A 14163-nucleotide genomic window follows, 5' to 3' on the forward strand; every position below is an offset into this window, starting at 1 on the left:
TGAAGGGTCCACCGCCGACCTACCCTCGGACTCGTCACCCCCGTTCTCCTTGTGGAAAGGCCCCGTCGTGTCCGAGCAGCAGACCACCCCCAGTGGCACCGTCCAGTCCGTCACCGGCACCGCCAAGGTGAAGCGGGGCATGGCCGAGATGCTCAAGGGCGGCGTGATCATGGACGTGGTCACCGCCGAGCAGGCCAAGATCGCCGAAGACGCCGGCGCGGTCGCGGTGATGGCCCTCGAACGCGTGCCCGCCGACATCCGCGCCCAGGGCGGCGTCGCCCGGATGAGCGACCCCGACCTGATCGACGGCATCATCGAAGCCGTCTCGATCCCGGTGATGGCCAAGGCCCGCATCGGCCACTTCGTCGAGGCGCAGGTCCTGCAGTCCCTCGGCGTGGACTACGTCGACGAGTCCGAGGTCCTCACCCCGGCCGACTACGCCAACCACATCGACAAGTGGGCGTTCACCGTCCCCTTCGTCTGCGGCGCGACCAACCTCGGCGAGGCCCTGCGCCGGATCACCGAGGGCGCGGCGATGATCCGCTCCAAGGGCGAGGCCGGCACCGGCGACGTCTCCAACGCCACCACGCACATGCGCAAGATCCGCCAGGAGATCCGCCGCCTGCAGAACCTGCCCGAGGACGAGCTGTTCGTCGCGGCCAAGGAGCTGCAGGCGCCGTACGAGCTGGTGAAGGAGGTCGCCGAGGCCGGCAAGCTCCCGGTCGTGCTGTTCACCGCGGGCGGCATCGCCACCCCGGCCGACGCGGCGATGATGATGCAGCTCGGCGCGGAGGGCGTGTTCGTCGGCTCGGGCATCTTCAAGTCCGGCAACCCGGCCCAGCGCGCCGAGGCGATCGTCAAGGCGACGACCTTCTACGACGACCCGGACGTGCTGGCCAAGGTCTCGCGCGGCCTGGGCGAGGCGATGGTCGGCATCAACGTCGAGGAACTGCCGGAACCGCACCGCCTCGCCGAGCGCGGCTGGTGATCCTTCCGCCGGGGGCCCGTGGACGAGCCGTCCACGGGCCCGCCCGGCCTCAGGGGATGAGCACGATCTTGCCGCGTGAGTGGCGGCGCATCAGGTCGCGGTAGGCCTCGCGGACCTCGGCGAGCGGGTAGGTCGCGGCGATCGGGACCTCGAGTTCGCCCGCCGCCACCAGCTTGACGAGCTCGCCCAGCACCTCGACGGTCGAGGACCCGGCCATCCCTTCGGCCTTGACGCCGGTGCGGGCCGCGCCGGCGAAGTCGATGATCGTGTTGATCCGGTCCTTCGCCACGCCGAGTTCCAGCGCCAGGTCGACGTAGCCGTCGCCGAAGTTGTCGACGAACGCGTCGACCCCGCTCGGCGCCGCCGCGCGGATCCGGTCCGGCACGCCGTCGCCGTAGACCACCGGGAGCACGCCGTGCTCGCGCAGCCAGGCGTGGTTGCCCTCGCCCGCCAGGCCGATGACCGTCGCCCCGGCGTGGCGCAGCAGCTGCACGGTCAGCGAACCGACCCCGCCCGCGGCGCCCGCGACGACCACCGTGTCGCCCGGTCCGGCCCCGACGGCCTGCACGTTCGCGTGCGCGGTGGCCCCCGCGACGAACAGCGAGCCGCCGACCTCCCACGGCACCGACGGGGGCCGCGGCACGAGCTGGGCGGCCGGGACGACGACCAGTTCCGCGTGGCTGCCGCGGGTGTCCACCCAGCCGATCACCTCGTCGCCGGCGGACCAGGTGCGGACCTCGGAGCCGACTTCTTCGACCACGCCGGCCAGGTCGCTGCCCTCGCCGGACGGGAACGTCGCGGGCCAGCGCTCGTGGAGCGCGCCGATCCGGATCGAGTTCTCGCCCGGGTTGATCCCGGCGGCGCGCACGCGCACCAGCACCTCGTCCGCGGCCGGTGCCGGCCGCGGCACGTCCCGCACCTCCAGGACGTCGATGTCGCCGTAGTGGTCGAACCGCACTGCCTGGGGCATCTCGCCCCTCCTTCCGGATTCCTTGTTCCTGAAGACCAGGGAACCGGAAGTGCGCGGCATGATCCATGCTGGATTCACGCGAAGAAATATGCGATCGTCTCATCGCGTGGACGTCCTCACAGATCTGCTGCAGCGCTCACGAGCCCGCGGTGCCGCCTTTTCGCACTCCACGGCGCGCGGTGACTGGGGCATCGAGTTCCCGACCGGCGCCAAGCTTGCGATCCACGGCATCCTCGGCGGCGAGGCCTTCGCGTGGACCGAAGACCCCGCCCGCGCCCGCCACGTGCTGCCCGGCGACGTCGTCCTGGTCCGCGGTCCGGTCCGGCAGTTCATGGCCCACACGCCGGGCGCCGGTGTCGAGCCGTTCCTCTACCACCCGGCCGAACCGGGCGCGGGCACGCGCCGGATGCGGTTCGGCGCGGCCGCGGGCGACCCGACCACGTTCTTCTGCGGCGCGTACACCTTCGAGGGCGAGCTGTGCGCGGGGCTGCTCGCCGGGCTGCCGGACCTGACCGTGGTGCGCCCGCGAGCCGGGTCGAGCCTGCGCGCGGTCCTCGACGTGTTCGCCTCCGAGATCCTGCGCGACGCGCCGGGGCAGCAGGCGCTGCTGGACAGCCTGCTCGACGTCGTCCTGGTCCAGGTGCTGCGCGAACAGCTCGCCGCCGACGTGCAGACCGCGCCGGCGTGGTTCCGCGCGATGGACGACCCGGCGGTGGGGGCGGCCCTGCGTGCGGTGCACGAGGCCCCGGCGCGCGCGTGGACGGTCGCCGACCTCGCCGACGAGGCAGCGCTTTCCCGCGCGACGTTCGCCCGGCGGTTCACCGGGCTGCTCGGCGTGGCCCCGCTGACCTACGTCGCCGACTGGCGCATGGCGCTGGCGCGCGAGCAGCTGCGCGACGGCGACGCCGGGCTGGCCGCGATCGCGCACTCACTGGGGTACTCGTCGGAGTTCTCGTTCGCCGCCGCGTTCAAGCGCCACCACGGGACGCCGCCCGGGCGCTGGCGCGCGTCGAAGGCTCAGACGTATTCGGAGATCTCGACGCCGTAGGTGCCCGGCTCCAGGGCTTCGAAGATGTGCGGGACGTCGCCGGGGTAGCAGATGTAGTCCCCGGGCAGCAGTTCCTCCGGGTCGTCCATGACGCCGATGCGGGCCCGGCCCGCGCACAGCACGATGTGCTCGACCACCCCGGTCATGTGCGGGTCGGAGCGCCGGGGCGTGCCCGGCTCTCCGCGGACGACATAGATGTCGCGGCGCGCGCCGGTGGGGCAGGCCGACAGGAGCGTGCAGGCGTAGTCGGCGTGTTCGGCGAACACCGTCGGCCCCTTGCCCGCCCGGACCACGCGGACCTTGGGCCGTTCGGGTTCGACCAGCCGGGAGAACGGCACGTCCAGAGCGACGCCGAGCGCCCACAGCGTCTCGACGCTGGGGTTGCCGGTGCCGGACTCCAGCTGCGAGAGCGTCGACTTGGCCAGGCCGGCGCGGCGCGCGACCTCGGTCAGGGACAGCCCCGCTCGGGTCCGCTCGCGGCGCAGCGACGCCGCGATGATGTCCAGCGGCGCCCCGGTGGTTTCCTGCGACATGGCGTTCGCTCCATCGGTCTGTCTGTTCGCCTTGACGAACACGTGGCCTACCGTTCACCATAGAACACATGCGTTCGATATGGCGAACACTCGATCGGGCCCTCGCCCGTGACATCGGCCTGGTCTGTCTCGCCGATTGTCTCGTGGGCGTGTCCTACGGCGCCATCGCGGTGAGTTCCGGCTTCCCGCTGTGGCTGCCGATGCTGATGTCGCTGTTGGTCTTCGCCGGTGCGTCGCAGTTCATGTTCGTCGGGATCGTGGCCGCGGGCGGCAACCCGTTCGCCGCGGTGCTGGCCGGGCTGCTGGCCAACGCGCGGCACCTGCCGTTCGGCTTCGCGCTCGGCGACGTGCTGGGCAAGCGGTGGGCCGCGCGGCTGGCCGGCAGTCACCTGATGATCGACGAATCGGTCGCGTTCGCGCTGGCCGAGCGCGAGGTGCACCGCCGTCGCGCGGCCTACTGGGCCTGCGGGATCGGCCTGTTCGCCAGCTGGAACATCGGCGTGGTCGCCGGCGCGTACGCGGGAACGGCGATCAGCGACACGGACGCGTTCGGCCTCGACGCGGCGTTCCCGGCGGTGCTGCTGGCCCTGGTCCTGCCCTCGCTGCGGGACAAGGCGGCCCGGCTGCCGGTGCTGATCGGGGTGCTGGTCGCCCTGGCCGCGACACCGTTCCTGCCTGCCGGGCTGCCGGTGCTGCTCGCACTGGCCGGGGTGCTCGCCGGCGTCGCCGCCAAGGAACCGGAGCTGGAGGAGGCGCGCTGATGGACGGGACGGAACTGCTGGTCGCCACCGCGGTGCTGGCCGTGGGCACGTTCGCCTTCCGCTTCGCGGGGCCGGCGTTGCGCAGCCGGGTGAAGCTGACACCCCGGGTCGAGCGGCTGATGGCACTGGCGGCGGTGGTCCTGCTGGCGGCGCTGGTCGCGGTCAGCGCGCTGACCGAGGGCCACGGCTTCGCGGGCATCGCCCGGCCGGCCGGGGTGCTGGTGGCCGGGGTGCTGGCCTGGCGGAAGGCCCCGTTCGCGCTGGTGGTGGTCGCCGCCGCGGCCACGGCCGCCCTGCTGAGGCTGGCCGGCGTCCCCTGACCCGGACGTCGACGTGCCGAAAGAGGCATCACCCGTGACCAGCCGGGCTCCACGCGTGATCCGAGGGGCATCACGCGTGATCGGAGAGGCATCACCCCGATGCCCCGCCGGACACACGTGATGCCCGCCCAGTCACGCGTGATGCCCCGCCGGGCACGGGGAGGGTGGGCCGCGGGACCGGGGCTGACCTGCCGGTAAGGCGTCCGGCCGGTGCGTCTAGGCTGGTGGGAAGGTCTTTCGGGAGGTCGGGTGGCAGGAGTGTCGTCGGAACCGGTCATCGGTGTGCTCGCCATGCAGGGTGCCGTGCGGGAGCACGTCGCCATGCTGGCCGAAGCGGGTGCGCGGGCCGTGCCCGTCCGGCGGGCCGCCGAGCTGTCCGAAGTGGACGGCCTGGTGCTGCCCGGCGGCGAGTCGACCACGATGTCGCGGCTGCTGGAGAGCTTCGAACTGCTGGAGCCCCTGCGGGCGCGGATCGCCGAGGGCATGCCCGCCTTCGGCTCGTGCGCCGGGATGATCCTGCTGGCCCGGCAGACCCTCGACGGGCGGCCCGACCAGCAGCAGCTCGGCGGGCTCGACGTCGTCGTGCGGCGCAACGCCTTCGGCAGGCAGGTCGACTCCTTCGAGGCCGACCTGGACTTCGCCGGCGTGGACGGCGAAGTCCGTGCCGTCTTCATTCGCGCTCCCTGGGTCGAGAAGGCCGGTGACGACGTCGAGGTGCTGGCCACCGTCAGCGGTGTGCCGGGCGTGGACGACGACACCGCTAGGATCGTCGCGGTCCGGCAAGGGGCGGTGCTGGCGACCGCGTTCCACCCGGAACTCACGCCCGACGTGCGGGTGCACCGGCTGTTCGTCGACCTCGTGCGAAAGGCTGCCTGAGACGCGGTGCCCGGCCGGGGTACGGAACAGATGGAGGAGAGATGAGCGGCCACTCCAAGTGGGCCACCACGAAGCACAAGAAGGCCAACCTCGACGCGAAGCGCGGCAAGCTCTTCGCGCGGTTGATCAAGAACATCGAGGTGGCCGCCCGCACGGGCACCGGTGGTGGCGACCCGGACGGCAACCCCACGCTCTACGACGCCATCCAGAAGGCCAAGAAGAACTCGGTCCCGCAGGACAACATCGAGCGCGCCCGCAAGCGCGGCGCCGGTGAAGAGGCCGGTGGCGCCGACTGGCAGACCATCACCTACGAAGGCTACGGCCCGAACGGCGTCGCCGTCCTGATCGAATGCCTCACCGACAACCGCAACCGCGCCGCGTCGGAGGTCCGGACCGCGCTGACCCGCAACGGCGGCTCGCTCGCCGACCCGGGTTCGGTGGCCTACCTGTTCAACCGCAAGGGCGTCGTGCTGATGCCCAAGGGTGACGCGGCCGAGGACGACGTCCTCATGGCGGTCCTCGACGCCGGTGCCGAAGAGGTCAACGACCTCGGCGAGAGCTTCGAGATCGTCTCCGAGGCGACCGACCTGGTCCCGGTCCGCAAGGCGCTGCAGGACGCCGGCTTCGAATACGAGTCGGCCGACCTGACGTTCCTGCCTTCGGTGAGCGTCCCGCTCGACGCGGACGGCGCGAAGAAGGTCTTCAAGCTGATCGACGCCCTCGAAGACTGCGACGACGTCCAGAACGTGTACGCCAACTTCGACGTCTCGGACGAGGTGCTCGCCGAAGTCGGGTGACGACGTCCAGAACGTCTACGCACTGCGTAGCATTCCATGTCTCGGACGAGGTGCTCGCCGAAGTCGGCTGAGTTTTTCCTTGCGTCGCAACGCTTTGGGGCCCGGGCCGGAAACTTTCCGGCCCGGGCCCTGTGTTCTCGCCGGTTCGTCAGGCAGAATGTGCGCCGTGACTTCGACGACCCCCGCCGCTGCCGCCGACATCACCGCCGAGCTGTCCGCGGACGAAGTGCGCCTGATCGAATGGATCGAGGGGCAGGCCAAGGAACGCGGCAACGCCGTCATCAACGTCGCCTCGGACGACGAAGGCGCCGGCTATTCCTTCACCGCTTGCGCGTGGGCACTGCACAACGTGCCGGAGGCCGTCGTGGTCGGGCTGCCCGGCCAGATGGGGCAGGTGCTGCTCGACGCCTACGTCGACCGCGCCGCCAACGGCGAGATCTTCGAGGTCGGCCGGCGCTACGACGACTTCTTCGACGGCGTCCCGGTGGTCCTCGAGCGCGTCGACAAGGGCCACTACCCCGAGTACTTCGGCAGCGCGTTCCTCATCTACCCGGACGGCGACTTCCCGGCGCTGCAGCTGATCGTCGCGACGCCGGAGGGCAAGTTCCCCTGGCACCCGGACGCCCCCGAGGGCTTCGCGCGGTGGCAGCCGGTGCTGACCGGGAGCGGCGACCCGGAAAGCTGGACCCCCGGCGTCGACGGCCCCTAGCGCTGACCCCTAGAACTTCCGCAGGTCGGCGGCCGCTTCCGGGTACCGCTGCGCCAGTTCCGCGGCGGGCGCGAACTCGACGCAGTCGTCGGTGTAGGGCGGCACGACGACCGTGCCCAGCAGGCTCCACGCGCCGAGCGTGGCGGTCGCCTGCCACGTCCCGGCGGGCACCACCACCTGCGGGCGTTCCCCGGCGGCGACGTCGGTCCCCAGCACCGGCCGCTCGACCGAGCCGTCCGGGTGCAGCAGCAGCATCGCCGCCGGCGCGCCCGCGTGGTGGGCGTAGACCTCGACCCGGTCGAGCCGGTGCGGCGCGGAGCGTTCGGGTGCGACGAGCAGGTAGTAGATCGCCGACCCGTCGGCCGAGCGCCAGCTCTGCGCCCACTGTCCGCCTTCGACCGGGAGCGGCTGGAGACCCAGGTGGGTGACGAAATCCGACGGCTGCGGCATGTCCTCCATCCTGCCGCAGACGCGCCCCAGTAGCCTGCAAGCTCGAACTGATGTTCGCGGCGGGAGGAATGCGGGTGCGGGTGCTCGGGGTCGACCCCGGTCTGACCAGGTGCGGCCTGGGCGTGGTCGACGGCGGCAAGGGCCGGGCCGTCCGCTGCGTCGCCGTCGACGTCGTGCGGACGCCGCCGGACGCCGACCTGGCCCATCGCCTGCTCGGCATCTCCGACGAGGTCGAACGCTGGATGGACAGGTACAAGCCGGCCGCGGTGGCGGTCGAGCGGGTCTTCGCCCAGCACAACGTCCGCACCGCGATGGGCACCGCCCAGGCCGGTGGCGTGGTCGCCCTCGCCGCCGCGCGCCGCGGCCTGCCGGTCGTGTTCCACACCCGAGCGAGGTCAAGGCGGCCGTCAGCGGGTCCGGCCGGGCCGACAAGGCCCAGGTCACGGCCATGGTGATGCGCCTGCTCAACCTCGAGGTCGCCCCCCACCCCGCCGACGCCGCGGACGCACTCGCCCTGGCCATCTGCCACCTCTGGCGGGAGCCGATGCGGGCCCGGCTCGCCGAGGCCGAAGCCCGCGCGGCCGAGATGGCCCGCACGCACAAAGCCCGGCTCGCCGCCGCGGCGAAGCAAGCGAAGAACCCTGGAGCAGCACGATGATCTCGTCGGTACGCGGAGAAGTCCTGTCGGTCGGTCTCGACCACGTCGTGGTCGAGGTCGGCGGGGTCGGCTTCGCCGTGCAGGCCACCCCGGCGACGCTGGCGACCCTCCGCCGCGGCGAAGAGGCCCGCCTGCACACCGCGCTGGTCGTGCGCGAGGACTCCCTGACACTGTTCGGCTTCGCCGACGCCGACGCCCGCGAGCTGTTCGGGCTGCTGCAGACGGTGTCCGGCATCGGGCCGCGGCTGGCGCTGGCCACCCTCGCCGTGCTGGACCCGGACAAGCTGCGTGCCGCGCTGGTCGAAGGCAACATCACCGTGCTGACCTCGGTGCCCGGCATCGGCCGCAAGGGCGCCGAGCGGCTCACCCTCGAACTGCGCGACAAGGTCACCGCCCTCGGCGGCGCCGGTGACGCCCCCGCCGTCACCGCTCCCGGCGCACTGCGGGCCGAGGTCGTCGAGGCGCTCGCCGGCCTCGGGTTCCCGGCCAAGCAGGCCGAGCAGGCCGTGGACAAGGTCCTCGCCGACGGTGACGGCCACACGACCGCCAGCGTGCTGCGCGCCGCACTGGCCACCCTCGGCCGGAAGCGGTAGGCCCGCGCAGTGGAGTATGAAGCGGTGGACGAGGAAGAGGCCCTCTCGGCGTGGGCCCAGACCGGCGAGGAGAACGTCGAGGGCACCCTGCGGCCCCGCAAGCTCGACGAGTTCGTCGGCCAGCCGCGCGTGCGCGAGCAGCTGGAACTGGTGCTGGAGAGCGCGCGCCGCCGTGGCGTGCCGCCCGACCACGTCCTGCTGTCCGGGCCGCCGGGGCTGGGCAAGACGTCGATGGCGATGATCGTTGCCGCCGAGCTGGGCGCGGCCATCCGGATCACCTCCGGGCCCGCGCTGGAACGCGCCGGCGACCTCGCCGCGATGCTGTCCAACCTCGCGCCCGGCGACGTCCTGTTCATCGACGAGATCCACCGGATCGCCCGGCCCGCCGAGGAGATGCTCTACCTGGCGATGGAGGACTTCCGGGTCGACGTCGTCGTCGGCAAGGGGCCCGGCGCCACCAGCATCCCGCTGGAGATCGCGCCGTTCACGCTGGTCGGGGCGACCACCCGGTCCGGCTCGCTGACCGGTCCGCTGCGCGACCGGTTCGGCTTCACCGGCCAGATGGAGTTCTACACCGACGTCGAGCTGGAGCTGGTCGTCCGCCGGGCCGCGACCATCCTCGACATCCCGATCGACCGTGACGGGTGCGCCGAGATCGCCCGCCGCTCCCGGGGCACGCCCCGGATCGCGAACCGGCTGCTGCGGCGCGTCCGCGACTACGCCGAGGTCCGCGCCGACGGCAAGGTGACCCGCGAGGTCGCCCGGGCCGCGCTGGCCGTCTACGACGTCGACGAGCTCGGCCTCGACCGGCTCGACCGGGCCGTGCTCACCGCGCTGACCAGGTCGTTCGGCGGCGGGCCGGTGGGCATCTCGACGCTGGCGGTGGCCGTGGGGGAGGAGGCGACCACCGTGGAAGAGGTGTGCGAGCCCTACCTGGTGCGCGCCGGTATGCTCGCCCGCACCCCGCGTGGCCGCGTCGCGACCGCGACCGCGTGGGAACACCTCGGCATGGTGCCGCCCGCGGACCTCCCGGGGCGTCCCGACCAGGGCGGGCCGTCGCTGTTCGAACAGCCGTGAGCGGCCCGTACCGGCGGGTGGGTGCTGGCGTCCGCGCTGGTACCTGGCACACTTGACCGGAGCACATACCCAAAAACCGGACATTTCGGCTGGGCCCGGTGTCCGTCGAACGGAGAATCATGCAACAGCTATTGCTGCCCCTGCTGCTCGTGCTCGTCCTCGCCGTGCCGCTGGTGATGAGCACGCGCAAGCAGAAGAAGCAGCAGGCGGCGCAACAGGAGCTGCAGAACAGCATCGCCCCCGGTGACCGCGTGATGACCACGTCCGGTCTTTACGGCACCGTCGCCGACGCCTCCGGTGACACCACGATCGACATCGAGATCGCCCCCGGCGTCGTCACCACCTGGCTGCGGCTCGCGGTCCGCGAGAAGGTCGAGCCGGTCGTCGAGACCGAGGAAGACGCCGCCGACGAGGTCGTCGAGACCCCCGCCGAAGAGCCGGCCGTCATCGAGTCCGCCACCGCCGTCAAGACCGAAGAGCCGCAGACCACCGGGCAGGTGGCGCCGCCGCTGGAGCACGGCAAGAAGTAACTTTCGCGGCACTCCTGGGCCGGGCGGGAATCCCGACGAAAGTCGGTGTGGCCTCGCACGCCGGGCTCACGCAGCACCGAGTAGTGTCTCGGTGCTGCGTGCGTGTCCGCCGTCATACCCGTGCCCGGGAGTGAATCGCACACAGTCCCTCCCGGTAACCCTCCGGGCGGGCACCGCAACGTTGGGGTCCACCCCGTCCGAGGAGACCGAAGCACCGTGGCAGCTTCAGCCGGGCATCTCCGCCCGGGACGCTATCTCGCCCTGTTCGCCCTGATCGTGATCGTCCTGTACGCGCTGGTGTTCCTCACCGGCAACCACAAGCCGACCCCGAAACTGGGCATCGACCTGCAGGGCGGCACCCGGGTCACGCTCACCGCCCGCACCCCCGACGGCGGCCAGCCGACCCGGGAGTCCCTGAACCAGGCGCGTCAGATCATCGAGCGGCGCGTCAACGGGATCGGCGTCAGCGGCACCGAGGTCCTCCTCGACGGCAACAACGTCGTCATCACCGTCCCCGGCGAGCAGGGCGACCAGGCGAAGAACCTGGGCAAGACCGCGAAGCTGGGCTTCCGGAAGGTCGTCTCGAGCGCCACCCAGCCGGTGGTGCCGCCGCAGACGAACACCCCGCCGCCGGCCACCGGCACCCCGACCTCGGGCGCGCCGAGCACGCCGCCTTCGGGCGCGACGGCCACCAAGCCGCCGACGACCTCGGCCAGTGCGCCGCCGACGGCCGGGGGCGGTGGCGGTGCCGCGGCCGCGCCGCAGCAGAACACCACGCCGGCCGCGCCGAGCAGCAGCACCCCGCCGCCCACGTCGTCGGCTCCGGCGCCCGCACCCGCCGACGGCTCGGTCGACGCGGAAACGGCGAAGGAGATCCAGGCCGCCAAGGCCCTCCGGCAGAACCCCCAGCTGATCGGCGCCGACGGCCAGCCGAACCAGGAGCTCGTCTCGAAGGCGATGGCCGCGCTGACCTGCGCGCCGAACGCCAAGGACGCCCTCGAAGGCAACGACGACCCGAAGCTGCCGCTGGTGGCCTGCGGTGACCACAACACCTACAAGTACCTGCTGGAGCCGGAGTTCCTGCCGGGCACCGAGATCGCCGACTCGACCTCGGGCTACGACCAGCAGCGCGGCCAGTGGGTGGTGAACCTCAGCTTCAAGAGCGAGGGCACCAAGATCTGGGCCGACTTCACCTCGAAGAACACCGGCCAGCAGGCCGCGTTCGTGCTCGACACGCAGGTCGTCTCCGCGCCGAACATCCAGGTGGCCATCCTCGACGGCAACACCCAGATCACCGGCAAGTTCACGCAGACCGAGGCGAAGGACCTCTCGGACATCCTGAAGTACGGTTCGCTGCCGCTGTCGTTCGCCTCGTCGGACGCGACCACGGTGTCGGCGACCCTCGGCCTGGCCTCGCTGGAGGCCGGCCTGATCGCCGGCGGCATCGGGCTGCTGGTCGTGTTCATCTACTGCCTGTTCTACTACCGGCTGCTCGGCGTGCTCACCATCCTGTCGCTGGCCCTGTCCGGCGCGCTGGTGTTCGCGGTGCTGGTGCTGCTCGGCCGCTGGATCGGCTACACGCTGGACCTCGCGGGCATCGCCGGCCTGATCATCGCGATCGGCATCACGGCGGACTCGTTCGTCATCTACTTCGAACGGCTCAAGGACGAGATCCGGGAGGGCCGGACGTTCCGGTCCGCGGTGCCGCGCGGCTGGGTCCGCGCCCGGCGCACCATCCTGGCGTCGGACGCGGTGAGCTTCCTGGCCGCGGCCATCCTGTACGTCATCGCGGTCGGCGACGTCCAGGGCTTCGCGTTCACCCTCGGCATGTCCACGGTGCTCGACCTGGTCGTCGTGTACCTGGTGACGCACCCGCTGGTGGCCATGGTGTCCACATCGAAGAACACGTTCCTGTCCAATCCGAGGCACCTGGGCCTCGGCGCCGTGCAGCAAGTGGGTTCGCAGCGTAAGAAGTCGACCACGGTCGGCCGCGCGAACGTGAAGGAGGCCTGACGTGGGGGTCGAAGAACTGGGCACGGACGCCGAAGGCAACGCCAAGGCGACGGCGAAGCCCGGCAAGAAGGAAAGCGTCTTCCACCGGCTGTACGTGGGCACCGGCGCGTTCGACGTCGTCGGCAAGCGCAAGCGCTGGTACATCTTCTTCTCGGCGCTGGTGCTGGTGTGCCTCGCCTCGATGATCTTCCGCGGCTTCAACCTCGGCATCGAGTTCGAGGGCGGCACGCAGATCCAGATGCCGGCCAACGGCATCCACGGCGTGATCACCGAGGAGCAGGCGAAGGAGTCGTTCCAGAAGGCTCTCGGCCACCCGGCCTCGGAAGCGCAGAAGGTCGGCACCGGCAACGCCGCGACCATCCAGATCCGCACCGACACGCTGAACGCGGCCGACGTCGCGAAGCTGAAGCAGGGCCTGTTCCAGGACCTGGGCCCGAAGGGCACCAACGGCCAGCCCAGCGTCCAGGCCATCAGCGACAGCGCGGTGAGCGCGTCCTGGGGTGGCGAGATCTCGCAGAAGGCCCTGATCGCGCTCGGCGTGTTCCTCGTCGCGGTGGTCATCTTCCTGGCGATCTACTTCGACGGGCGGATGGCACTGGCCGCGCTGATCTCGCTGCTGCACGACATCCTGGTCACCGCGGGGGTCTACTCACTGATCGGCTTCGAGGTCACCCCGGCGACCGTGATCGGCCTGCTGACCATCCTCGGGTTCTCGCTCTACGACACGGTGGTGGTGTTCGACAAGGTCCGCGAGAACACCCGCGGCCTGCTCGGCCTCACCCGCCGCACGTACGCCGAGGCCGCGAACCTCGCGCTGAACCAGACCCTGATGCGGTCGTTCAACACGGCGTTCATCGCGTTGCTGCCGATCCTCGGCCTGCTGATCGTCGGGTACGTGCTGCTCGGCTCGGGCACGCTGCAGGACCTGGCGCTGGTGCAGCTCACCGGTACCCTCGTCGGCGTCCTGTCGTCGGTCGCGCTGGCCACGCCGCTGCTGGTCGACTTCAAGATGCGCGACCCGAAGTACGCGCAGCAGGCCGAGCGGGTCCGCCAGCGCCGGGTCAGCCAGGAGCGCAAGGCGGCGTCGGGCGAGGACTTCGACGCCTCGGACGACGACGCGCTCGCGAAGGAACTGCGCAAGGAGAAGGCGTACGCAGCCGCGGCCAGCGTCCCCGCCCGGATCCAGAAGCAGCGCCCGGCCGGGAAGCGGAAGCGCTGACGTGCAGCTCGACGACGCCCTCGGCCTGATCGCCGAGGTGCCGGACTTCCCGGAGCCCGGTGTCCTGTTCCGCGACCTCAGCCCGCTCTTCGCGGACGCGGGTGCGTTCAAGGCGGTGACCGACGCGCTGGCGGGCACCCTCGATCCTTCGGTCGAGGCGCTCGCCGGCGTGGAGGCCCGCGGCTTCCTCCTCGCCGCGGCCGTCGGGTACGCCCGCGGCCTCGGCGTGGTGCTGATCCGCAAGCCGGGCAAGCTGCCGGCGGTGGCGGGCCGCGTCGACTACGCCCTGGAGTACGGCACGGCCACGGTCGAGCTGCCGGCCGGCGTGGTCCGGCCGGGCCAGCGCATCGCGATCCTCGACGACGTCCTGGCCACCGGCGGCACGGTCGCGGCCACCGGCAAGCTCCTGGAGGACGCGGGCGCGGTGGTCGACAGCGTGTCCGTGGTCCTCGAACTGGCCGCCCTCGGCGGCCGCCAGGTCCTCGGCGACCGCAAGGTCCACGCCCTGCAGACCTGCTGAACTCGTCACCCGCGTGATCCCCGCCGGGACTCGCGTGATCGGAGCCGGAACTCGCGAGTTCCGGCTCCGATCACGTCGGTGACGACCCGGATCACGTGGGT

16 protein-coding genes and 1 pseudogene are annotated in these 14163 nt (G+C 71.7%); 14 read left to right on the plus strand and 3 right to left on the minus strand.

Features of this window, described 5'->3' with window-relative positions; translation table 11 throughout:
* The first annotated feature begins 67 nt into the window (after window positions 1-67).
* The gene (pdxS, locus tag HUT10_RS48790) at window positions 68-988 is read left to right on the plus strand and encodes a pyridoxal 5'-phosphate synthase lyase subunit PdxS (RefSeq protein WP_217709730.1); all 921 of its coding nucleotides are present in this window, start codon (window positions 68-70) and stop codon (window positions 986-988) included.
* 49 nt (window positions 989-1037) lie between these two features.
* On the opposite strand, the gene HUT10_RS48795 is transcribed toward pdxS, so the two are convergent.
* Window positions 1038-1958, minus strand: a complete 921-nt coding sequence (locus tag HUT10_RS48795; RefSeq protein WP_176177425.1) for an NADP-dependent oxidoreductase — start codon at window positions 1956-1958, stop codon at window positions 1038-1040.
* A 106-nt stretch (window positions 1959-2064) separates the two neighbouring features.
* Between HUT10_RS48795 and HUT10_RS48800 the strand changes: the two genes are divergently transcribed.
* Complete coding sequence (locus HUT10_RS48800; RefSeq protein ID WP_176177427.1) at window positions 2065-3006, plus strand: AraC family transcriptional regulator; 942 nt, start codon at window positions 2065-2067, stop codon at window positions 3004-3006.
* Here the strand turns inward: HUT10_RS48800 and HUT10_RS48805 are convergent.
* Window positions 2976-3539, minus strand: coding sequence for a helix-turn-helix domain-containing protein (locus tag HUT10_RS48805; protein WP_176177429.1), 564 nt, complete (start codon window positions 3537-3539; stop codon window positions 2976-2978). The genes HUT10_RS48800 and HUT10_RS48805 overlap by 31 nt on opposite strands.
* A gap of 68 nt (window positions 3540-3607) precedes the next feature.
* On the opposite strand from HUT10_RS48805, the gene HUT10_RS48810 reads away from it, so the two are divergent.
* The 5 genes from HUT10_RS48810 (at window position 3608) to HUT10_RS48830 (ending at window position 7002) form a co-directional block, all read left to right on the plus strand.
* Window positions 3608-4300 (plus strand): AzlC family ABC transporter permease, encoded by a 693-nt coding sequence (locus tag HUT10_RS48810; RefSeq protein ID WP_176177430.1) that lies wholly within the window; start codon window positions 3608-3610, stop codon window positions 4298-4300.
* Window positions 4300-4620, plus strand: coding sequence for an AzlD domain-containing protein (locus HUT10_RS48815; protein ID WP_176177431.1), 321 nt, complete (start codon window positions 4300-4302; stop codon window positions 4618-4620). Before HUT10_RS48810 ends, HUT10_RS48815 begins: the two co-directional genes overlap by 1 nt.
* 258 nt (window positions 4621-4878) lie before the next feature.
* Window positions 4879-5496 carry a pyridoxal 5'-phosphate synthase glutaminase subunit PdxT gene (gene pdxT / locus HUT10_RS48820; protein WP_303247026.1) on the plus strand — a complete coding sequence of 206 codons (618 nt, stop codon included), beginning with the start codon at window positions 4879-4881 and terminating at the stop codon, window positions 5494-5496.
* A gap of 41 nt (window positions 5497-5537) precedes the next feature.
* Complete coding sequence (locus HUT10_RS48825; protein WP_091310751.1) at window positions 5538-6293, plus strand: YebC/PmpR family DNA-binding transcriptional regulator; 756 nt, start codon at window positions 5538-5540, stop codon at window positions 6291-6293.
* Between the two features lie 157 nt (window positions 6294-6450).
* Complete coding sequence (locus HUT10_RS48830) at window positions 6451-7002, plus strand: DUF4262 domain-containing protein (RefSeq protein ID WP_176177432.1); 552 nt, start codon at window positions 6451-6453, stop codon at window positions 7000-7002.
* A 9-nt stretch (window positions 7003-7011) separates the two neighbouring features.
* Here HUT10_RS48830 and HUT10_RS48835 read toward each other — a convergent pair whose 3' ends face one another.
* Window positions 7012-7452 (minus strand): cupin domain-containing protein, encoded by a 441-nt coding sequence (locus HUT10_RS48835; RefSeq protein ID WP_176177433.1) that lies wholly within the window; start codon window positions 7450-7452, stop codon window positions 7012-7014.
* Window positions 7453-7526: 74 nt separating this feature from the next.
* On the opposite strand from HUT10_RS48835, the pseudogene ruvC reads away from it, so the two are divergent.
* The 7 genes and pseudogenes from ruvC (at window position 7527) to HUT10_RS48870 (ending at window position 14062) form a co-directional block, all read left to right on the plus strand.
* Window positions 7527-8110 (plus strand): annotated as a pseudogene (gene ruvC / locus HUT10_RS48840) (crossover junction endodeoxyribonuclease RuvC).
* Window positions 8107-8703: a Holliday junction branch migration protein RuvA gene (ruvA, locus tag HUT10_RS48845; RefSeq protein ID WP_176177434.1), complete on the plus strand. Its 597-nt coding sequence runs from the start codon at window positions 8107-8109 to the stop codon at window positions 8701-8703. Before ruvC ends, ruvA begins: the two are co-directional and overlap by 4 nt.
* Window positions 8704-8712: 9 nt before the next feature.
* The gene (gene ruvB, locus HUT10_RS48850) at window positions 8713-9780 is read left to right on the plus strand and encodes a Holliday junction branch migration DNA helicase RuvB (RefSeq protein WP_176177435.1); all 1068 of its coding nucleotides are present in this window, start codon (window positions 8713-8715) and stop codon (window positions 9778-9780) included.
* 119 nt (window positions 9781-9899) lie between these two features.
* On the plus strand, window positions 9900-10310 hold the full coding sequence (gene yajC / locus HUT10_RS48855) for a preprotein translocase subunit YajC (RefSeq protein ID WP_176177436.1): 411 nt from the start codon (window positions 9900-9902) through the stop codon (window positions 10308-10310).
* A 216-nt stretch (window positions 10311-10526) separates the two neighbouring features.
* The gene (secD, locus tag HUT10_RS48860) at window positions 10527-12323 is read left to right on the plus strand and encodes a protein translocase subunit SecD (RefSeq protein ID WP_176177437.1); all 1797 of its coding nucleotides are present in this window, start codon (window positions 10527-10529) and stop codon (window positions 12321-12323) included.
* Between the two features lies 1 nt (window position 12324).
* The gene (secF, locus tag HUT10_RS48865; RefSeq protein WP_176177438.1) at window positions 12325-13542 is read left to right on the plus strand and encodes a protein translocase subunit SecF; all 1218 of its coding nucleotides are present in this window, start codon (window positions 12325-12327) and stop codon (window positions 13540-13542) included.
* A 1-nt stretch (window position 13543) separates the two neighbouring features.
* Window positions 13544-14062, plus strand: a complete 519-nt coding sequence (locus tag HUT10_RS48870; RefSeq protein ID WP_176177439.1) for an adenine phosphoribosyltransferase — start codon at window positions 13544-13546, stop codon at window positions 14060-14062.
* Window positions 14063-14163: the final 101 nt, after the last annotated feature.

Source organism: Amycolatopsis sp. Hca4 (assembly GCF_013364075.1).
Classification (GTDB): domain Bacteria; phylum Actinomycetota; class Actinomycetes; order Mycobacteriales; family Pseudonocardiaceae; genus Amycolatopsis.

Bases quoted from the DNA above. Each gene is read 5' to 3' on its own strand.
- yajC (WP_176177436.1), top strand. From the start codon at position 9,900: ATGCAACAGCTATTGCTGCCCCTGCTGCTCGTGCTCGTCCTCGCCGTG.
- HUT10_RS48825 (WP_091310751.1), top strand. From the start codon at position 5,538: ATGAGCGGCCACTCCAAGTGGGCCACCACGAAGCACAAGAAGGCCAAC.
- HUT10_RS48830 (WP_176177432.1), top strand. From the start codon at position 6,451: ATGTGCGCCGTGACTTCGACGACCCCCGCCGCTGCCGCCGACATCACC.
- HUT10_RS48815 (WP_176177431.1), top strand. From the start codon at position 4,300: ATGGACGGGACGGAACTGCTGGTCGCCACCGCGGTGCTGGCCGTGGGC.
- HUT10_RS48810 (WP_176177430.1), top strand. From the start codon at position 3,608: ATGCGTTCGATATGGCGAACACTCGATCGGGCCCTCGCCCGTGACATC.
- HUT10_RS48805 (WP_176177429.1), bottom strand. From the start codon at position 3,539: ATGTCGCAGGAAACCACCGGGGCGCCGCTGGACATCATCGCGGCGTCG.
- HUT10_RS48795 (WP_176177425.1), bottom strand. From the start codon at position 1,958: ATGCCCCAGGCAGTGCGGTTCGACCACTACGGCGACATCGACGTCCTG.
- ruvA (WP_176177434.1), top strand. From the start codon at position 8,107: ATGATCTCGTCGGTACGCGGAGAAGTCCTGTCGGTCGGTCTCGACCAC.
- HUT10_RS48835 (WP_176177433.1), bottom strand. From the start codon at position 7,452: ATGCCGCAGCCGTCGGATTTCGTCACCCACCTGGGTCTCCAGCCGCTC.